The sequence below is a fragment of the Microbulbifer sp. MCCC 1A16149 genome (assembly GCF_050368945.1).
Taxonomy (GTDB): Bacteria; Pseudomonadota; Gammaproteobacteria; order Pseudomonadales; family Cellvibrionaceae; genus Microbulbifer.
This window is the reverse complement of record NZ_CP185959.1, coordinates 3,496,045-3,510,516: the sequence shown is the minus strand read 5'-3', so window position 1 is coordinate 3,510,516 and position 14,472 is coordinate 3,496,045. Positions and strand designations below refer to the sequence as shown.

General features: G+C 57.0%; 9 protein-coding genes. 1 reads left to right on the top strand and 8 read right to left on the bottom strand.

Annotated elements, in window-relative coordinates; all coding sequences use genetic code 11:
* Positions 1 to 55 precede the first annotated feature (55 nt).
* Positions 56 to 907 (top strand): sugar phosphate isomerase/epimerase family protein, encoded by an 852-nt coding sequence (locus ACONT6_RS14645; RefSeq protein WP_428819177.1) that lies wholly within the window; start codon positions 56 to 58, stop codon positions 905 to 907.
* A 34-nt stretch (positions 908 to 941) separates the two neighbouring features.
* Here the strand turns inward: ACONT6_RS14645 and ACONT6_RS14640 are convergent, their stop codons facing one another.
* The 8 genes from ACONT6_RS14640 to ACONT6_RS14605 all read right to left on the bottom strand — a co-directional run bounded on the left by ACONT6_RS14640 (position 942) and on the right by ACONT6_RS14605 (position 14,448).
* Complete coding sequence (locus ACONT6_RS14640; protein ID WP_428819176.1) at positions 942 to 2,699, bottom strand: glycoside hydrolase family 43 protein; 1,758 nt, start codon at positions 2,697 to 2,699, stop codon at positions 942 to 944.
* A 29-nt stretch (positions 2,700 to 2,728) separates the two neighbouring features.
* Complete coding sequence (locus ACONT6_RS14635; RefSeq protein WP_428819175.1) at positions 2,729 to 4,312, bottom strand: sodium/sugar symporter; 1,584 nt, start codon at positions 4,310 to 4,312, stop codon at positions 2,729 to 2,731.
* Positions 4,313 to 4,387: 75 nt separating this feature from the next.
* A complete protein-coding gene (locus ACONT6_RS14630) occupies positions 4,388 to 5,023 on the bottom strand; it encodes a 2-dehydro-3-deoxy-6-phosphogalactonate aldolase (protein ID WP_428819174.1) in 636 nt (211 codons plus the stop codon).
* On the bottom strand, positions 5,017 to 5,979 hold the full coding sequence (locus ACONT6_RS14625) for a 2-dehydro-3-deoxygalactonokinase (RefSeq protein ID WP_428819173.1): 963 nt from the start codon (positions 5,977 to 5,979) through the stop codon (positions 5,017 to 5,019). Before ACONT6_RS14625 ends, ACONT6_RS14630 begins: the two co-directional genes overlap by 7 nt.
* Complete coding sequence (locus ACONT6_RS14620) at positions 5,979 to 6,743, bottom strand: SDR family NAD(P)-dependent oxidoreductase (protein WP_428819172.1); 765 nt, start codon at positions 6,741 to 6,743, stop codon at positions 5,979 to 5,981. Before ACONT6_RS14620 ends, ACONT6_RS14625 begins: the two co-directional genes overlap by 1 nt.
* Positions 6,744 to 6,832: 89 nt before the next feature.
* Positions 6,833 to 9,748: a TIM-barrel domain-containing protein gene (locus tag ACONT6_RS14615; protein WP_428819171.1), complete on the bottom strand. Its 2,916-nt coding sequence runs from the start codon at positions 9,746 to 9,748 to the stop codon at positions 6,833 to 6,835.
* A 37-nt stretch (positions 9,749 to 9,785) separates the two neighbouring features.
* Positions 9,786 to 11,474, bottom strand: coding sequence for a DUF5597 domain-containing protein (locus tag ACONT6_RS14610; RefSeq protein ID WP_428819170.1), 1,689 nt, complete (start codon positions 11,472 to 11,474; stop codon positions 9,786 to 9,788).
* A 79-nt stretch (positions 11,475 to 11,553) separates the two neighbouring features.
* Positions 11,554 to 14,448 (bottom strand): TonB-dependent receptor, encoded by a 2,895-nt coding sequence (locus ACONT6_RS14605; RefSeq protein WP_428819169.1) that lies wholly within the window; start codon positions 14,446 to 14,448, stop codon positions 11,554 to 11,556.
* Between the last annotated feature and the right edge of the window lie 24 nt (positions 14,449 to 14,472).

Genomic DNA, 14,472 nt, shown 5'->3' with positions numbered 1-14,472 from the left:
GTATACCGCTGGATGGTTCATGCATCCAGTCGCTAAATAAAGGCGAGTGTTGAAGATGAACAACAAAATGAACCGCAGAGACTTTCTCAATCTTTCAGTAGCCGGGATTACCTCCAGCATGTTGCCTTCAGCGCTGGCAGGGAGCGCATCCACTGGCCGCTCCCGGGTGCCCGTGAGCGGTGTGCAGTTATATACAGTCCGCACATTGATGGAAAAGGACGTTACTGAAACCCTGAAGGCGCTAGCTGCTATTGGCTACGAGCAAGTGGAGTTCGCTGGTTACTATGGCGCCAAGCCCGGTGAAATTCGCAAAGTGCTCAACGGTGAGGGGTTAGCTGCTCCATCTGCGCATCTGCAACTCGCACAATTGCGGGATAACTTTGCCGAAAGCATGGAAACCGTAGCGGAAATCGGTCACCGCTATGCCGTATTGCCCTGGCTTGCCGAGGAAGAACGCACGCCGGACAATTACCGCCGGCTGGCGGAGGAACTCAACCGCTGGGGAGAACAATTCCGAGCGGCGGGAATTCAGCTTGCCTATCACAATCACGATTTTGAATTCCAGGAAACGGATGGCTTCCACCCTTACCATCACTTGCTGGAGACTACCGACCCTCAGCTCGTCAGTTTCGAAATGGATCTGTTCTGGATGCACAAGGCCGGGCGGGATCCCCTGGCGTATTTCAGAAAATATCCCGGTCGCTTTCCTCTCTGGCATATCAAGGATATGGACAAGGCTGGGAATATGGTGAATGTTGGCGTAGGGCTGATCGACTTCCCCGAGATTTTCAAGGCAGCGGAGACCGCGGGCTACCGGTTTGGCTTTGTCGAGCACGACAATCCAGAGAACCCTTTGCAGGCGGTAAACGCGAGCCTGGCGGCAGTGCACAGCTGGAATGGACACTGAGGTGTCCTTTCCGGCTCCACTTGCCGCACTCTCATCACCGGGCCGCTTGCTGTGCTCCGTGTAAGTTATTCTGTGCGTACATCCCCACAACTGCACCCACAAATCCACCTGCCGCGGCAGTAGTCAGTACTCCTCCGTCTGTATTTTCCAGTATCGGCGTGAATTTTTTTTCATCCAGGCTGTACGAGAAGTCCAGGTCGGCCTGGTTAATCGTCATTCGCAGATACACCGTATCGCCGTCCTTTATGGTAACGGGTGATTCCAGAATGACCTCTCCCCCGAGTTTTTCTTTACTACCCGCCTTCCTGCGGATACGCAGAACAGTATCGCCGGTGGCGTTTTCCCCGAGTCCGAGGGTATAGAAAAAGTCGTCACTCTGTAGTGCCGCAAGACCCGCTTCCTGTCCCGCTTGCCGTGGGGTAAACCTCAATGCGGTGGTGAACTCGGCCTTCATATGGGCGAGGCGCCGGCCAATAAACGCGGGTTGGCCACTGCGGTCACCGATAACCGAGGGTCGTAATGCCAGGGACAGCCCCTGACTGCTGGTATCCCACCAGGTGTCTTTGGGGGTTCGGGCAAGCAACCAGTGAGGGGCAAGACCCGAATCGGAAAATAGGTCTCGTTGGGTGAAATTCCCGGTAGTGGCACGTTGCACGGGATTGCCGGGGGGGAGGTCGGGTTTTCTTACCGTGTAAGGTAGGGCACGTCCTTTTTCGAGAATACTTGGCCAGCCGTCTTTCCACTGTACCGGCAGCATGAATGTCTCGCGACCGGTGTGAAACCTCCCGGGGTCTTGCGGTGGGGTCGCCAGGTCGTATACACGTGTGCCGAGAAATACCGCCCACCAGTCGCCGTTACTGTCTTCAAAGAAATCCGCATGCCCGGTCGCGGTTACCGGGTTTGGGCGATCGTCGGGCAGTCCGTGCTGGGTCAGCACTGGGTTGTTGGGATTGGGTGCGTAAGGGCCAAAAATATTATCTGAGCGAAACACCAGCTGCTGGTGAAAGTAGCCGGTACCTCCCCCAGGGGCAGACAGATAATAAGTACCCTTGACCTTGTATAGATGCGGGCCTTCCAGGTAGTCACTGTTCCAGCGGGGGAGTTCGCCCCCGTCTACCAGAAGCATGTCTTTTGAGCGAGGTTCGAAGGTCTCCGGATCCACCTCCATTACCCGGATCGCGGTGTGGGCAGGGTAGCGCTTTTTATCCGGTTCGGCGTGGTGGACCACATAAGTCTTGCCGTCATCATCAAAGAAAATAGACGGGTCAATGCCATCAAGGTGAGGCAGCCAGATCGGATCGGACCAGGGGCCAGCGGGGTTTTTCGCAGTGACGACAAAATTACCACCGCATCCGATACAGGTATTGATCACATAGAAAGTACCTGCACGGTATTCGATAGCCGGCGCGTACACGCCCGCGTTGGTCAGTGGCAGACCATCGAATTGTACTTGTCCGGGACGATGTATGGCATTGCCTATCTGTGTCCAGTTCACCAGATCGCGGCTGTGGAAAACCGGAATGCCGGGAAAAAATCCAAAGGTAGAGTTGACCAGGTAGTAGTCCCTGTCTACGCGCACGATACTGGGATCGGGGTGAAACCCCGCAAGAATCGGGTTGCGGTATTCGCTCTCGGCCAGCGGAGTGTCGAAGACGTCATCTTCTCCGCGGTATTCAAACCATTGGAAGCGGGCCTCGTCTGCTTTGTGTCGCCGGGTAGTCTCGCCGCTGGCGTTCAAGGCGGTTAAAACTACAGAGATACAGGCAAGGTAAACCAGTTTTTTCCTTTTCATTCGATGTGTACTCCAATCGACGAACGCGCTTACCACCAGGTTGTGTAAAGGGCGATCAGCACCAGAGTGACCCCCAACGCAGCAAGGTTGAATACACTGCTGGTAGCAAAATTGACTTCACCGGTAGAGAGCGCGTGCACCTGATCCCTGGAGTTGCCACGTGTGCGGTTTTCCCACAGCGAAACAATCACCGCCAGGCTGAAGCAAATCAGGAATACCAACCCCACGCGATCCATAAACGGTAGCTCTGGCCACCAAAGTTTCATTGCCAGAGACAACACGGCGGAGCCGATTGCGGCAACCAGTGCAGAATTGGCCGTGGCCAGTGGCCAGAAAACACCGAGTAAGAACAGGACTGTAATACCTGGGGTAAAGAAGCCGGTGAACTCCTGGATATACTGGAATGCTTGATCGAACTGGCCCAAAAGTGGCTGGGCGCAGATCATGCCCAAAACCAGGGAGAGCAGGGCCACGGTGCGACCGACGCGCACATAGTGGGTCTGGCTTCGGCCGGGCTGGTAGCGGGCGTAAATATCCATGGTGAAAATCGTGGAGATACTGTTGGTCATGGATGCCAGTGAAGAAACAATAGCGGCAACCAGTGCGGCAAAGATCAATCCCTTGAAGCCGACCGGCATCAGGTTCATAAGTTGCGGATAAGCCTGATCCGGGCGCTCCAGTTCGGGCAGCAGTATCACCGCGGCAATACCGGGCAGTACCACGATCACCGGCATCAGCAATTTCAGGTAGGCGGCAAAAGCAATACCCTTCTGGCCTTCGGCAATACTTTTTGCCGCCAGTGCCCGCTGGATGATGTATTGGTTGAAACCCCAGTAAGCAAAGTTCACTACCCACATACCACCGACCAGCACCGACAGTCCCGGCAGGCTCATATAATGCGGGTTGTCTTTCGAGAGAATCATGTCGAACTTTTCCGGGGCAACCCGGGTGAGCTCGCTAAACCCGGCCAATATGCCGCCGCCGTTCTGCTCGCCGATCAGGCTCAGGGCCAGGTAGGACAGCACCAGCCCGCCGATCACCAGCAGCACCACCTGGATGATATCCGTCAGTGCCACGGCCTTGAGGCCGCCGTAGAGGGAGTAGGCCGCGGAAAACAGGCCGAGGAATATCAGCCCCACAAACAGCTCGACACCGGCAATGGCATTGATGGCCAATGCCCCCAGCCACAACACGGAGGTGAGGTTTACAAATACATACACACCGAGCCAGAAAATGGCGAGCACCAGTTTTACCCGGTCGTCGTAACGCTGCTGCAGAAACTGGGGCATGGTATAGATGCCCTTGCGCACGAAGACCGGCAGAAAATACTTGCCAACCAGAATCAGGGTGATTGCCGCCATCCATTCATAAGAGGCGATGGCAAGGCCGATGGCATAACCGGATCCGGACATGCCGATAATCTGTTCCGCGGAAATATTCGCGGCGATCAGCGATGCCCCCACTGCCCACCAGGGTAAGCCTTTGCCGGCGAGGAAATAGTCGCTGGTATTTTTTTCATGGCCGGCTTTCTCCCGGGATACCAGGTAGCCGATGGTGACTAACATGGCTACATAGGCGATAAAAATCGCCAGATCGATTGCTGCCAGTTGCATGGGGTTCACCTCGCTATTGCTTATTTTTATCTTTTATTCGGGTATTAATTTGGGGGGGAAATCGTTCGTGTTGCCTCAGTTTGGCGCTACCTCGGTAGTCAGGCCGCGGATCGTCGCGACCATTTCGCATGCGCGCCGCCCAATTTCGACGGGCTCCATCCCGGGCCGGTACAGGCCCGATCCGGTACCGAATCCATCGACACCGGCTTTTAGGTAGGCGGCGAAATCCGGTGCCCCGATACCGCCTACCGCGAACAGCGGTACCGGGGGCAGAACCGCACGCAGTGCCTTGACGCTCTGCGGAGAAATCATGCTGGCCGGAAACAGCTTGATGGCATCAGCGCCCAGAGCGAGGGCCCGAAATACTTCGCTGGGTGTACAGCAGCCGGGCAGAGAGACCATCTCTCGGTACTTTGTCTCGTTGATCACCGCGGGATCGCAATTCGGCGATACCACCAGACGTCCTCCGGCGGCCGCTACCTCGCTTACCTGCTGAGTGTTGGTGACGGTACCCGCGCCCACCAGTAAGCGGTTGCCGAACTTTTCACTGATTCTGTGAATGGAATCCAACGCATCCGGTGAGTTGAGCGGCACCTCGACCATGCTGAAGCCGCTTTGCGTCAGCAGCTCAGCAATCGCTACAGATTCTTGTGGCGTAATGCCCCGCAGTATCGCCACCAGCGGGCAGGCTTCCATATAGGGCGTCAGCATTGGGTGACCTCCTCTGGCGGCTGTGTTTGATCCCGTACCGGTTGCGATGCCTTTTTATCTTCAAGGCCCGCGCCGGCAGCACAGATCCGGGCAACGCCGCGAACAACCGTGTGCGCTGGATCCAGCGGCCACAGTTCCAGTCCAAAGTGGTCGGCCGCCATCTGATATAAAACCGCTAGGTTCGGATCACTCACCAGAAAAATACGGCCTTTGGGGGCAAAAAGCTGACGGCCATGAATAAATTCACTGCCGATCAGGATGCCGGACAGATAAGCCGACATGGACTGGTCACCGGTGTCTTCGCACAGGGTGCGGGTACGCGCGGAAAATATCTGGTTCAGCAGGCCGCCGGGACCAGCGCTCTCGGAAAGCCCACGGTGGAAACTCCCTGTATGTTGATGTTTCAGATTCAGCACCGCACCTATGGAGCTGTGCTGGTGCAGCAGCGCGTACATTTCACCGGTAAAAAACGTCGCAAAATCGTGAATGCTTCCATCGGTCACCCGCACCCACTTGCTGTGGGTGCCGGGCAGAATAATCAGCGCTTCGCTCGCCCCGGTTTCCTCCAGGGCGCCGAGTACCTGACACTCTTCGCCGCGCATCACATCCGGCGCACCAGCTGGGGTAATACAGCGCATACCGGGTACCGTAAACATATTGGCTTCGGAGGGAATGGGGAGTAGTGCGCGATACAACGCATCCGGAGTTGCCGGGCTTTCCACATAGGGTGCCTCGTGCCAGCCGGTGCGGCTGCCAATCATACCGCACAGGTACACCGGGATGCCGGGCCATTGCTGCTGCCAGTCACCGCAGAACTCGCGTAACACTTCCCTGTAGTTGCCGTGACAGTTGTGCACCCCGCGCGGTGCTACGCGCGTGTCGGCAATAGCCCCGCCATCGTTAACCAGGTGCGCGCGCAGGTTGGTTGTGCCCCAGTCCACTACAATGCGTTGCATCAGACGCGCCCCCCATCCACTACGAGGGCCTGTGCCGTGATCATGCGCGCGGCGCTGGAGGCGAGAAACAGCGCGGCCTCTGCACAATCCTGTTCAGAGACGGTTTCCTTCAGGCACTGCTGGTCCAGGCATTCCTGCAACGCATCTTCGGTTACCCATAATTGCCTTTGCCGTTCGGTCATCACCCACCCGGGAACCAGTGCATTGACCCGGATGCGGTCCGGCCCCAGCTCCCGGGCCAGGGCTTTGGTAAGCCCGATAATTCCCGCCTTGGCGGCGACATAGGCAGGATAGCCGGCGAGTCCGAGCATGGAAGAGTTGGAGCCAACATTAATGATGCTGCCTCCGCCCCTGGTGCGCATCGCCGCTGCGACCGCCTGCGCCGTGAAAAAGTGCGGTCTCAGGTTGGTATTGAGAGACTCGTCCCAGGCGTTTTTCTGCAGTTCTTGCAGTGTGTGGCGAGTATCCCTCGCCGCATTGTTGATCAGCACTGCAAAGTCTCCCAGCTTTCCCGCTGCATGGGCAATACACTGCTGTAGATGATCCACATCGGTGATATCGCAGCGTTGAAAAAACGGGGAGCTTCCGGTTTCCATCTCGACTTCCGTACACAGTTTCCTTGCTTTGGATTCATCGAGGGAGACAAATGCCACGCGCGCGCCGGCACGACAGAAAGCGCGCACAAAGGTGGCGCCAATGCCGGAGCCTCCACCGGTGATAAACACCGGTTTGTCGTGCAGGTCGGGATAAGTAGCAGTATTCACAATGGGGTACTCTCGAGTGATCTTTGCTTTTGAGATTTTGCACCAGTCACCCCCTCCCCACAGGGGAGGAGGCCCGTGCCTCCCTGAACTCAGCTCCGCTTGAGGGTGAGGCGATTGCCGCTGTACTGCACGGTTTCGCCTGCTTCGGTGTCGAGAGCAAAGGGCTTGTCGCCGCGGTCTATCCAGCGGACTTCAATCTCGCGCTCTGCTGCCATACCGTCGAAGCTGCCAATACGTTCACCTATGGTGAGTTCACCGCTGTCCTCGTTGTACTCGACGGGAATCCGCGACCACTGGCCATGTTCGTAGCCGTAGCTTTTGCCATCGTCCTCGTAAATTTCGAAGCTGCCATCAGCGCCAGTAAATACGTTCAGTGTCAGCGGGGTGTTGAGGCTCTCCGCGGTGCTCTGGATTTCCGGACCGGTGGGCACAATGCTGCCCGCCTTTACGAACAGGGGCATCTGGGTGTAGGGCGCATCCGCATCGATGGTCTGGCCTCCGCTGAATTTCTCACCGCTGTAGAAGTCGTACCAGTCGCTGCCCGCGGGCAGATACACATCGCGGGCGCGCGCGCCGAATTCCGTTACCGGGTTCACCAGCAGTGATGGTCCGAACATGTACTGGGTGTTGATATCGCGCACCTTGGGATCCGAGCCGAAGTCCATGGCCAGGCCGCGCATCATGGTGCCGTCCTTGTGGTGGGCGTCACCGGCCAGGGTGTAGATATAGGGCATCAGGCGGTAGCGCAGCTTGGTGTACTCCACCATGCTGTTGTAGGTATCGCTGCCCTCGTCGGCCAGGTTGAAGATTTCGCGGTAGGGATTCTGTCCGTGGGCGCGGAACAGTGGCGTGAAAGCACCGAACTGGAACCAGCGCAGGTTCAGTTCCTGCCACTCTTGCTGTTCACTTTCCGCCATTTCCTTGTAGTTACCCACCACTACATCGCCGTTGTAGCGGTAGCGATCCTCCGGGGTAAATCCACCGATATCGAAGGTCCAGTACGGCATGCCCGCCATACCCACACCAATACCCGCAGCAATCTGTTCCTCTAGGTTGGACCAGCGGGAAACCACATCGCCACTCCAGATGGCGGATGCGGTGCGCTGGATACCACCGAAGCCGGAGCGCGTGAGGATAAACGCCCGCTTGTCGCCGTCGGTTTTGCGCTCACCCTGATACACGGTTTCCGCGTGGGGCAGGGCGTAGGCGTTGAACATCTCCGCGCCGGTGCCCATGGCATTCGGCGTAATCAGGTCCTTGCGGTGTTTGAAGCTCAGGTTGGAGTGGATATCCGGCTCCACCGCATCCAGCCACCAGGCATCGAAGCCGAGGGTGTTGAGCTTGTCGCGGATCTGGCTCCAGTAGATTTCCCGGCACTCGGGGTTGTAGGCATCGTAGAAGGTGTTCAGGTAGCCGCCGCCGATCCAGTCCAGGTTTTTCTCTTCGATGTTCTTGTTGAACATACAGCCCTTGGCATTGAGCTCCGCGTAGTTTTCTGTGGTGGGGTAAAACTTGGGCCACACGGAAATCATAATGTTCGCATCCAGTGCGTGGACGCGCTCCACCATGGCCTTGGCGTCGGGGAAGTAGGTTTTATCGAAGTCGTGACTTCCCCAGGCGTCTTCCGGCCAATAGGACCAGTCGAGCACGATATTGTCGATGGGTATCTTGCGCTCGCGATATTCTTCGAGTGCGCCCAGCAGTTCGTCCTGGGACTTGTAGCGCTCGCGACTCTGCCAGAAGCCGAATGCCCACTTGGGAAGCATGGTGGCCTTGCCGGTCAACTCGCGGTAGCCGGAAACCACGTCGTCTTTGTCGTCGCCGGCCACAAAATAGTAGTCCACCGCTTTGCCGGTATCGGCGGTAAAGGACAGTTCCTGCTGCTCTTTCTCCGGCAGCGGCCCGTGTTGTAGCAGGCGCATGTAACCGCCCTGGGGCTGCCAGTCGAGATCCAGCTGGTATTTCTCACCGGCTTCCAGTTCCACTTCGGCGTTGTGGTACCAGGGGTTCCAGTTCATACGCCAGCGGTTCAACAATTCCTCACCGTCCAGGGACAGGCTGGCGTAACCACTGGAGTACATTTTGAATTCGTGTTCGCCGCTGGTAGTCGGTTCAATGGTGCCGGTCCACTGGATGCGCAGGTCTTCTGCGTCTGCTACCTCTTCCGGCAGTGGGACTTCACGCACGCTGGCGTGGGACAGGAACTGGTAGTTGAGGTCGGATTCGGAGCGCTCCAGTTTCAGCTCATCGCCGTCGTAGTAACGTGCGGTAAGCCCGCCGGGCTCGCCCTGTGCGTCGTACAGTTTGAAGCCTTCCGGCAGTGGCTGCGGCGGCAGCGGGTCGCCCAGGCGACTGATGCCGGTGTTGTTCCACAGCAGGCCGTAGTTGCGGCTGGATACCAGGTAGGGAATGGCGATTTCCAGGTTGTAGGTGGTGAGCTCAATATTCTCACCGCGGTAATTTACCCGCCCATCCTGTTGCTGGCCGAGGCCGTAAAACGCTTCGTCCGGCTGCGGCTGGAAGCGCTGTCGGAACGAGTGAGAATCGGCATTCGGTTTGCCGGGTTCATTGATCACCCGGCCCATGCTGCGGCCGGCTTCTGCGAGCAGGGTTTTGCCCGCGGCATCTTTGAATTCTACCGAACCATTCTCCAGTGAGACCTCCGCGGTCACTTGTGCGGTCTTGACCAGCAGCTCGCCATTTACCTCAGTCACACTGAAGTCGATCCCCTTCGGCTGTGCCGTCACCATCAAGGTATCCGGCAGATTGCTGAAATCCTGCTGCGGCGTGGCGGTAACCCGGACAATTTCCTCGTCGATGACCTGCACGCGGACTTTTTTGAATTCACTGCCCTTGAGAGCAACCACAGCTCCGTGCGCGGTCTTCTCCCAGCTGGCGTGTGTTGCTGGTGTGGTGTTATTTGCGTTTTGTTGGCCATCGCAGGCATAGAGCGCGGGAAAGAGTGCCAGGGCAAGCAGCGTGCTTTTGGGTTTGAAATTTCTCATGGTCTTTTCCGTTGTTATTGTTGATTCCGATGGTCGGTCAATCGATTTCGTAGGTGGCGAGTTTTACCTTGAGCACATGGGGACGGTAGATGAAGTTCAGTCCCCAGTCGGTCTGGTCGCCATTCCATACGCGTTCGAATACCCACTCGCCGTCTTTAAAATGTCCTTCTTCCACTCGGTCAAAGGTGAATTGCTCACCTTCCAATTCCTTGCTCGGGGAGAAGCTCACCCGCGCGTGGTAGCCCACTACCAGGTATTCGTTCTTACCCAGTTCCGCGATCACCGCGCCGCCGGATGCGGGGTTATTGCCCTTGGGGGGATCAATCCAGAATGCCGGGCGGCCGTAGGTGATTTCCGCGGTCCAGCCCCCCAGGTTCTGGCGCTGGGTATAGTCCTCGGGATCTTTTTCTGTTTTCTCCTCGCCGTCGCTGCCCCTGGCATTCCACAGTTCCTTGTCTGGCGCGAAGGTGTCTACGGGTTCGGAAAAGCCCCAGGTTCGATGGTTCAGGCTGATCTCCGCCCACTCGGACCCCATAGCGCCGAACACCCGGTAAAGATCGGCGAACGGCTTGATGACTTTTTCGTCCATGGTCTCCGCACCCAGCGGAAAATTGGAGTATTTGGTGTTGTCCATGCCGAACGGGGCAAAGCCGAGGGCGCCGTGGCCCATTGCGTCGAAGAAGTAGCGCACGTAGGGTTGGTCGTTGCCGATCTCGGCGATATACAGCGGATTGTCTTCGCGGGCGTAGAGATCCATCACCCGGGTGGCGGTCTTGTGATCGCGGAAATAAATATCCGGCGAAATCATATCGATATGCGGCGCGGCGGCTTTCCAGATATGGATCACATTGTCGGTGGCGCCGCCGCTGGAATACTGGCCGGGTTCACCGGGGTGATACGGGTTGCGCAGCGCCACGTTCACATACATGGGGAGCGGATATTCCTGTTTGCCGGCCTCGGCAATCTCATCTACAAAGCGGCCGATATGCCAGGCGTGAAAGAATTCGTCCGCATCTTTGCCAAACACCTCACGCCAGCTGCCCGGTTTCTTGCCGGTATCGTGCAACAGCTTTTGTGGCACTGGCTGCTGGAATATCTTCTGTGCGGTATCGGAATAATCCCGGGCTGAACCATAGGTACCCACTTCGTTTTGTACTTGCACCATGATCACGGTGCGCTGGCGGTCGACTTTTTTCAGGTGGCGCATCAGCTGCACAAAGGCTTTCTTGTCCGCCTCCAGCGTGCTGCGGTGGTGCGGTGACAGGGAGTTCAGGGTTTTACCTTCCGCCGTTTTTACCCGAGGAAAACGCCGGTTATCGAGCTTTACCCAGGATGGCGCGTAGTGGGGGGCATTATTTTTCCAGGTGGCAAACCACAGTAATACCAGGCGCACGTCTCTTTCCCGCGCCTGTTTGATCAGGGTATCCACATAGGAGAAATCAAACTCACCCTCATCAGGCTCTACCTGTTCCCAGGCCACTGGAATAACCAGGGTGTTTGCATGCATCTGCTCCACTACCGGCCACACATCGGGCAGAGCGGCGGGGTAGTTGGCGGAGTTGTTGGTCTGGGCGGCGAGCAGCAGGTAGGGCTTGCCATCGACCATCAGTGCGTGGCGGCCGTCGCGCTCGATAACCCGGGGCAGCTCGGCGGCGTTCACACTCTGCAATGCACAGGTGATACAAAAGAAAGCAGTGGTCAGTAACCGGAATATGGGTGTGTTCATGGTATCAACATCACATCTACGTGGAGTTACGAAAAGCGGGGGTTCTGGTGAACCCCCGGGATTACATCAGCGAACAGAATTAGAATGTCGCTGTCATTCGCATGATGTAAGTAGTGTCGTTGACGTAGGAGCTCTGATGATCTCCGGCCGCATTCTGGTCAGCAATCAGCACTGTCTCTGCATTGGCAATATTGATGGCTTGCAGACTGAGAGCCAGGTTGTCGTTGATTCGATATTCAACCGAGGCATCCAGCTGACCGTAGTCATCGTTGTATACCGGCAGGCGCCACTGACCATTGACATCTCCGTTGAAGCCGTTCTGCCCAACCCCCATAAGGAATTTACTGCGCCAGTTGTAGGCGAGACGGGCGGAGAAGGGACCGTACTCATACATCCCGGTCAGGTTATAGGCATTGCGAGAGATACCGGTGAACGGCAGATCGGCGTAACTGGAGAAATCTGTGTCCACCGGCTGCGAGATATCTTCCAGCGCCATTTTGCTGTCGATATAGGTGTAAGTGGCATCAATGCCGAGGCCATTAAACGGTTCGGGTAACTGGTCAAAGAATTTCTTCCAGCCCAACTCGGCGCCACGCAGTGTGCCGTCGCCATTATTGGTGGGTCGAGCGACACTGTATGTCCAGCCGTTGTACTCCTCCTGTACGAACTCGCGACTGATGAGGTCGGTGATATCTTTGTAGAACACGTTCATGTGGGCCATGCCGCCGTGCTCATTGAAATACCACTCGAGGGACAGGTCGAATTGATCGGCCATGGTCGGCTTTAGATTCGGGTTGTCGTAAAGGTCGGCGGTCAGCAGAAAGTCACTCATCTCCGGCTCGTCTTCCATACCGATACCGTTAGGAAGATTCGCGCTCAATTGCTGGTAAGCCTGGAGCTCGCCAAAGGCCGGTCGGGTCATGGCTCTGGCGGCAGCGAAACGCAGTTGCAGTTCTTCGCTCAGCTCCATCTTTACATTGAGGCTTGGCAGTGCCCGGGTGTACTTGTTATCCACGGCCAGGGCTTCCGGATCGCGATAAAAGCCCTGGTTGCCGGCGATGTCAGTAACGGTCGAGGGATAAATGGTCGAGCCGTTTGTCGACATATCCGTACTCACCACGCGCACACCCAGGTTGCCGCTGACGGGGTATTGAAGCTCATCCCAGCCAAAATAGGTCATTGCGTAGACCGCACTGGTCTTTTCGTCCTGCAGGTTGGTGTACGCGATGTCATTGATATCGCGGATTTCGCGCAGGCCCTGACCGCAGCGATCGGGACACAGGAAGTTTCCTGAATCCGCGGCCTGCTGGTGCAGGTCGAGGAAGGATTGCGGGAAACCGGCGGCGAGGCTGATATTCGGCGTCATGAAGACGCCGGGATGCGCACCTTTCCCACGATAAAAATTATCCAGGGTGTTGAGGGAAAGCTGGCTCCCGTCGGCAGAGGGCATGGGTGCCATACCATCCAGCGCCCACCAGCGCATCCACTGCTGGTAGATGGGCTGCCAGTCGTAGCCGGTATCATGGTTTTCAGAAGTGGTGTCGGTAAAGCGAACTCCGAATTTGGCGCCCCGGATTGGGCCGGCTTCGAAATCATACGTGGCATCCAGTCGCACCGCGGTTTCTTCCGCCTCGTTCTGGGTGCGGTTGTCCATGGTGAATGCCATGTAGTAGTTCGAAGGATCGCCCAGCAGCTCGGAATTGGTCGACATCTGGGGGCGTCCCCCGGTGAGGTCTACTTCCAGGTAATCCAGTTCGATACCGGTGGCAACCGTGGCGTCCAGGCTCCTGGTATCCGCCATGACATGTTGCAGGTCGAAATTCACATTCCAGCTGTCATTGGGCTGCCAAGTGAGGTTATAGGAGAGATCTGTGGTCTCCGATTCCCGGTCTTGGAAGCGCGCTGCGGCGCCCATGGGAATAGCGCCGGAGGTAGAGGCCAGTCTGCCTTTCCGGAAAACGCCGTTGTCGTCGTAGGTAAATTCAGTACCGTCCGCGGGGATAATGTCCAAAGGCCAGTTGTCGACGAAGATCGAACTTTCATCCCAGAATTCCGCATATTGGCTGTTAAATACCTGGAAGGACATTTCTGTGGTGTCGTTCAGGCGCCACTGCACCACGCCGTAAGCGCCCTGTCGTTCGCGGTCGAATTCGTAACTGCGCCAGTCGGCCCCACGGGGGATGTAAACCGTTTGCCCGTCCACAATATTGTCGCGTGGAAATAGCGCACGAGTGTAAACACCGTCGGTGCGGGTTGCCGCTTCGGAATAGGCGAAATCGAGTAAAACGCCAACCTCACCCTGACCAACGTTCCAGCGATTGCTGACCAAAGCGGATGCAGAAGGGCTGGTTTTTTCCACGAAATCGCCGTAGTTACCTTCGGCGGTAAACGCCATTTCGGAGCCGTCGTAATCAAATGGTTTTTTGGTGCGCAGGTTCACCGTGCCGCCAAGGCCGCCTTCAATAAGATCGGCGCTCTGGTTTTTGTAGACATCGACGCCGGCCATCAATTCCGGCGGGACATCCTGGAAGCTCAGTGCGCGTCCACCATCTGCGGTGAAACTATCCCGCCCGTTCAGTTCACTGCGCACCATCGTCAGGCCGCGTACCATTACCCCGGAGCCCTCTGCAGAAAAATGCTCGGGATCGCCCAGAGACTTGAAGCGCGTTATGCTCACGCCGGGAATACGCTGTAGCGCTTCAGTGACACTGCGATCCGGAAGTTGTCCGATGTCGGAGGCCACAATTGAGTCGACGATCTGGTCGGCGTCGCGTTTCAGATCCTGTGCCGACATGATGCTGAGGCGCTGTCCGGTGACGGAGATTTCTTCCACTGATTGCGCGGATTCATCCTCCTCGCCCACCTCTTCCTGTGCCAGTGCTACAGACCCGAGCGCCATCAGGGATACCCCGGAGGCGACGCGAATGTAGTAAGACAGCGTACTTCTGGCGAAAGCCTTTTTATTGTTATACATCTCTCTTCTCCCATCTTTGTGGTT

Coding starts and splice junctions, on each gene's coding strand:
- ACONT6_RS14645 (WP_428819177.1), top strand. CDS start 56: ATGAACAACAAAATGAACCGCAGAGACTTTCTCAATCTTTCAGTAGCC.
- ACONT6_RS14640 (WP_428819176.1), bottom strand. CDS start 2,699: ATGAAAAGGAAAAAACTGGTTTACCTTGCCTGTATCTCTGTAGTTTTA.
- ACONT6_RS14635 (WP_428819175.1), bottom strand. CDS start 4,312: ATGCAACTGGCAGCAATCGATCTGGCGATTTTTATCGCCTATGTAGCC.
- ACONT6_RS14630 (WP_428819174.1), bottom strand. CDS start 5,023: ATGCTGACGCCCTATATGGAAGCCTGCCCGCTGGTGGCGATACTGCGG.
- ACONT6_RS14625 (WP_428819173.1), bottom strand. CDS start 5,979: ATGCAACGCATTGTAGTGGACTGGGGCACAACCAACCTGCGCGCGCAC.
- ACONT6_RS14615 (WP_428819171.1), bottom strand. CDS start 9,748: ATGAGAAATTTCAAACCCAAAAGCACGCTGCTTGCCCTGGCACTCTTT.
- ACONT6_RS14610 (WP_428819170.1), bottom strand. CDS start 11,474: ATGAACACACCCATATTCCGGTTACTGACCACTGCTTTCTTTTGTATC.
- ACONT6_RS14605 (WP_428819169.1), bottom strand. CDS start 14,448: ATGTATAACAATAAAAAGGCTTTCGCCAGAAGTACGCTGTCTTACTAC.